The following is a 3,658-nucleotide window of genomic DNA, read 5'->3' as shown; positions in this document are numbered from 1 at the left end:
GATAAACTTTCTCAAAATCAGACGTTTAAACACTTAGCCTGACGGCTATGGGGCTTACACCCCTGGCTTTGGTATTTCGCCCCTCCAGGGCTTTGTCTAGATTCAATGATATTTACCCTTGGTCACTGCGTTAAGTGCAAAATTTAATTTCCAAGGAAAGGGTGGCATTGTTCTTTGAACTTAAATTGCGAAAATTATTCAAAAATGAACTGTCCAATATTCCACATCATCCTTTAATGCTTTGAGTCTAGCTGCCCTCTTATTGGTTAATTATTTACTATACTACTTCTTCCTACCTGAACGGATTGGTGCCCCATTCGTATCTTTTCTCCGGATCGAAATTAGGATTGGGTACGGGGTTTTGGGCATTGGTCGCTACTTGCCATTTCTTTAATGCCTTCTTCATTTCGGCCAACTTATCAGGATAACTGAATTTCAGATCTGTCATTTCATTGGTATCATACTTCAGGTTGTACAGGTCAAATTCTCCGGTGACCAGGTTTTCAATTATTTTCCAATCACCTTTTCTCAATGCCGACATGGGCACCTCATGGTGGTAAACCGGGTAATGGGTAAACACTTCCCTTTCCGGGTCAAAGGAGTTTTCTGTTAAAGACGAAACCATTGAGACCCCATCCAAAACCTGGTTTTGAGGGCGTTTTCCTTGGCCCAATTCCAAAAAGGTAGGATAAAAATCCACACTGGAGACGATGGCTTCGGAATTACTCCCTGCCTTTACCTTTTCCGGCCAGCGCACAATTAAAGGTACGCGAATTCCTCCTTCATAAAGCGTTCCTTTCCCCGCTCTAAAGGGCGCATTGGAAGTGGCAATATAACGTAAAGGATGTTTTTCGGGATAGACATCTTTGCTCTCTCCTCCCAACAATGGAATATTGTCAAAACGGTTGTCCACTCCTCCATTGTCAGAATAGAAGATAAATACAGTATTGTCCATCAAGCCTTTTTCCTCAACTGCCTCCATTATGGCTCCCACACTTTCGTCAATATGGGTAATCATGGCTGCATACACCGCATTGCTTGGGTAGTCCGGATCTTTGGGCTTGTTGAGGTATTTATCGATCAGGTCCCTATCTGCATCCAACTGTACATGCACATCATAATGCGAAATAAAAAGAAAGAAAGGCTCCTTTTTATTCTCCTCAATAAAGTCAACGCCCATGCGTGTGAGCGTTTGGCTCAATCGCTCATTTTCTTTGGTTTGGTATTCGGGTACAAACTTTGGATGATAAAAACCACCACCCGCATACATATAGGCTTCATCATAGCCTCGGCTATTGGGCAAGTGCTCGGGATTGTTTCCCAGATGCCATTTTCCAAAATAACCGGTATTGTAACCTGCAGCTTGCATGGCATTGCCGATGGTTGAGATTTTATCAGGAAGGTGTTGCACCGGATGATGGGGAACGGTTACTTCCTCATTGGGTCGCCAGTGCCCCGGTATAAAATCGAAAATACCTACCCTCGCAGGATACTGACCTGCCTGTATACTGGCCCGGGTAGGCGAACAAACAGGTGCTGCATAAGCATTGTGAAACAACATTCCCTGGCTGGCCAATTTATCTATATTGGGGGTTTCATTGAATCGATTGCCATAAGCAGGCAGGTCTCTACCCCCCAGGTCATCGGCCATAATCAACACAATATTGGGTCGGTCCTGAGCAGTCGCAATAAAGGGGCTGAAAACAAAAATCAGTAGGATAAAAGTATTCAATAATTTAGTCATCGGGTAAATGGTTATTTGGGCAGTGATTGATTTCGTTTTTGAGGGTAGGCTTTCGCTTGTAAATTAAAGCAAAGGAAATCTGTCTGAATCAATAAAAAGCATTAACCCAATACAAAGCTTGCCAGCAATTTTTGAACCTCATAAACATCCACAGATTTATTGAATTTCTTACTTACGGCGGGTTGATGGTCACTTGAGATCCAAATCTTCAATTCCGCATCCAGATCAAAAGTGCCTGCTGTCTCTATGCTAAATCTTGAAATGCTCTTATAGGGCAAGGAAAGGTACTCTGATTTTCTTCCGGTAATACCTTGTTTGTCTACCAGGATCAGTCTTTTGCTGGTAAAAATAAAAGTGTCCCGAATCAGTTTAAAGCCGGTTTCAATTTGTTCCTCGGCGATTAAAATTTTACCGAAATCTTTCAGTAGGGTTTCTTTGTCTACAACTCCGGCATTGCCTAATAATGAATTAAATAATCCCATATTATTGGTTAATTGAGTGTTTGGTTTGCTTGTTATTAGTGAATTAAATTTAGTAAATATTGTGCAGAATAAGGTTTTATCGAAAGGATTATCTCTGAACGGTTCTGAATTAAGTTACAGGGTTGGCGGAAAGAAGTACTTTTTACAGGTATTATCATAAACCATGGCCTTTTATCGCTTCAGACAGCTTAGTTATATGGCAGTTTTATTTCAATATCCTTCTATCAAACAAAAAATCGCTAACAGCAGCTATTGTTATTTTCTTAAAATGCTTGTGATAGGGGTTTATTAAAAAATTAAAATCTCCCGATACAACCGCTGAAGGCACCTTCAAAACACAAAAATCTAATGCTTCTATAAATTCATCTCCAATTTTCTGGGTACTGGCATTTGGTGGATGATTGTTCCAGTATTCAGGAATATCTTTTTGTTCCAATACTTTAATTTGGATATCATCAGGGATATCAATCTCAACCATTACATAATCACTGGGTAAAGTCGCTAAAGTCAAATGTACAGCCACTTCAGCCATTGCCAAGGCCCTACTTTCCGCTGAATAGATTATTTCTGTACCCTTTGAATTCCATCTGTTTCCAGATTTAGCTGCTCCTTTTCCGCTTAACGAATTTGAGTATTTCTTCTTTGATAATCTATAAACGATCATTAAGCAAAAATCCCTTGATCTATTCTATTCAATTCAGCCATTACCAATTCTTTGCCATAAGAATCTTTCAATAATTCAGCAGGTTTTAAACTACCTAAGGCATATGACGGCGTGTTAAGCCATAGGTAAAATTGTTCAGTGGAATCAAACACTTCATTACCAAAATTTGTCACTTCGGCCAACTCTATTATTTTTTCTGTATGTATTGGTTTAAATACATAATTGGCTTCATTTTGATGCCTTTGTAAAGTTTTCTTTGACAAGTTTAAGTATTCCGCCCAGTCATCTTCTGAGAAAGGGGTTACTTCTTTGATTACACGGAATAAATTGTATGGAAACCCTTCCCTAATAGCTTTGATAATAAGCATTTTATTTTCAAAAAAGTCAGTATAGGTAAAGTCTTTGGATTGAATTTCGAATGTAGAAGAATCCCCTATTTCCTTAACATAAACCTTAATCGCCTTATTTATAGCCTTTAAAACGGCAGCATGTTTTTTTTGTTCTTGAGCAATCATAGCACAGACATTTGTACTTCAATATAAGACAATTGTCTAAAACTTCAAAACTTGACGGCGTATTTTTCTATGGGGCCCGGCTGTAAATAGTCACCTGCATTAGCACTTAACTTTGTAAGACTGCCTGATGGCCTTCGGTTTCTTTTACGAGAATTTATACTATCTCAAGCTGATATATTAGAATGTTTGCGTCAGAAATCCCCTTGCCCCATTTACAAAGAAAGGGGGATTTTGTGCTTTTCAGATTGACGAT

General features: G+C 39.3%; 4 protein-coding genes. All 4 read right to left on the bottom strand.

All coding sequences use genetic code 11. The features are described 5' to 3' along the window. Window positions 1-292: 292 nt before the first annotated feature. On the bottom strand, window positions 293-1,744 hold the full coding sequence (locus tag AAC037_RS21570) for a sulfatase (RefSeq protein WP_339905530.1): 1,452 nt from the start codon (window positions 1,742-1,744) through the stop codon (window positions 293-295). 101 nt (window positions 1,745-1,845) lie between these two features. After that, on the bottom strand, window positions 1,846-2,226 hold the full coding sequence (locus AAC037_RS21565) for a PH domain-containing protein (protein ID WP_048642563.1): 381 nt from the start codon (window positions 2,224-2,226) through the stop codon (window positions 1,846-1,848). A gap of 205 nt (window positions 2,227-2,431) precedes the next feature. Then, entirely contained in the window at window positions 2,432-2,890 is a 459-nt protein-coding gene (locus tag AAC037_RS21560) for an RES family NAD+ phosphorylase (protein ID WP_339905529.1), read from the bottom strand. After that, window positions 2,890-3,405: an antitoxin Xre/MbcA/ParS toxin-binding domain-containing protein gene (locus AAC037_RS21555; RefSeq protein ID WP_339905528.1), complete on the bottom strand. Its 516-nt coding sequence runs from the start codon at window positions 3,403-3,405 to the stop codon at window positions 2,890-2,892. Before AAC037_RS21555 ends, AAC037_RS21560 begins: the two co-directional genes overlap by 1 nt. Window positions 3,406-3,658 lie beyond the last annotated feature (253 nt).

This window comes from uncultured Cyclobacterium sp. (assembly GCF_963976465.1).
Taxonomy (GTDB): Bacteria; Bacteroidota; Bacteroidia; order Cytophagales; family Cyclobacteriaceae; genus Cyclobacterium.
Note: the sequence above shows the minus strand (reverse complement) of the source record. Positions and strands in the feature narration are given on the sequence as shown.

Bases quoted from the DNA above. Each gene is read 5' to 3' on its own strand.
- AAC037_RS21570 (WP_339905530.1), bottom strand. From the start codon at position 1,744: ATGACTAAATTATTGAATACTTTTATCCTACTGATTTTTGTTTTCAGC.
- AAC037_RS21565 (WP_048642563.1), bottom strand. From the start codon at position 2,226: ATGGGATTATTTAATTCATTATTAGGCAATGCCGGAGTTGTAGACAAA.
- AAC037_RS21560 (WP_339905529.1), bottom strand. From the start codon at position 2,890: ATGATCGTTTATAGATTATCAAAGAAGAAATACTCAAATTCGTTAAGC.
- AAC037_RS21555 (WP_339905528.1), bottom strand. From the start codon at position 3,405: ATGATTGCTCAAGAACAAAAAAAACATGCTGCCGTTTTAAAGGCTATA.